The organism is Mesorhizobium sp. M0060 (assembly GCF_040323155.1).
GTDB lineage: Bacteria > Pseudomonadota > Alphaproteobacteria > Rhizobiales > Rhizobiaceae > Mesorhizobium.
Genome location: NZ_JAMYUP010000164.1, coordinates 1 through 983 on the forward strand (window position 1 = coordinate 1; position 983 = coordinate 983).

Here is a 983-nt window from a genome sequence, read left to right on the forward strand (position 1 = left end):
GTGCAGATCTTGGCCAATTTCCTGAGGTTCTGGGCGATGGCTGCGAGGTGGAACTCATCGCGGGCACCACAGGGGCCGCGCAATCGCAGTCTGTCGAGCTTCAGGATGCGCTTGAGGTGCGCGAACAGCATCTCCACCTTCTTCCGTTGATAGCGTGAGGTTTGGTAGGCCTCGGTCTTGGCGATGTCGCGGGCCATGTCGCGCGCGCCCTCATAGATCGAGCGCAGCACTTTGCGCGCCGGCTCCTTCGGGCAACAGCGGGGCTTCAGGGCACAGGCGTCGCAATCCAGCTTGCTGGCGCGATAGCGCATCATGCCATTCTCGTCGACGAGAGGGTGTGGCACCCGATAGGTCTTCTGGCGCTGCCTGAGCGTCTTTCCGCCCGGGCAAATATAGGCATCGGCCTTATGGTCGTAGGTGAAGTCGTCGCGCGAGAAGGTGCCATCCTTGCGCCTAGACTTGTCGAACACCGGGATATGCGGCTCGATCCCACGCTCATGCACCAACCAGTTCAGCATTTCGGCCGAGCCGTAGCCGGTGTCGGCAATCAGCCGCTCCGGCCACAGGCCGAGCTCGTCGTGCGCCCGCTCGATCATGGTCTTGGCGGCCGTCACCTCGGCTTGGCGCACCGCGGTCGAGGGCTCCACATCGACGATGACGGCGTGCTCCACGTCGATCAGATAGTTGGTGCAATAGGCGTAGACGGCCGGGCCGCCCCAAGAGGCGGTCCAGCGTGCTGCAGGATCGACAGGCGATACGAACTTTGGCTCTACCGGCGTGGCGGCCCCGAAGGCGGCGTCATCCAGAGTGGCGAGATACTCAGCCACGGCCCGCTTGGCTTTGGGATTGAGGTCCTCGGCCGTTTCGATCCCGCGCTGACGATGGGCGTCGGCGACGATCATGCTGGCATCGACCGCAAAGCCTTCGCCGCCGACGAGCCCTTCAGCTATGCAGCGCCGGACGACGGTCTCGAACAGTTCGCG

At 64.0% G+C, this 983-nt stretch carries 1 protein-coding gene; it reads right to left on the minus strand.

Annotated features, from left to right (window positions below; translation table 11 throughout):
• Positions 1-983: transposase (locus NKJ94_RS37395; protein WP_352532794.1), on the minus strand; the 983-nt coding region annotated here is incomplete at both ends.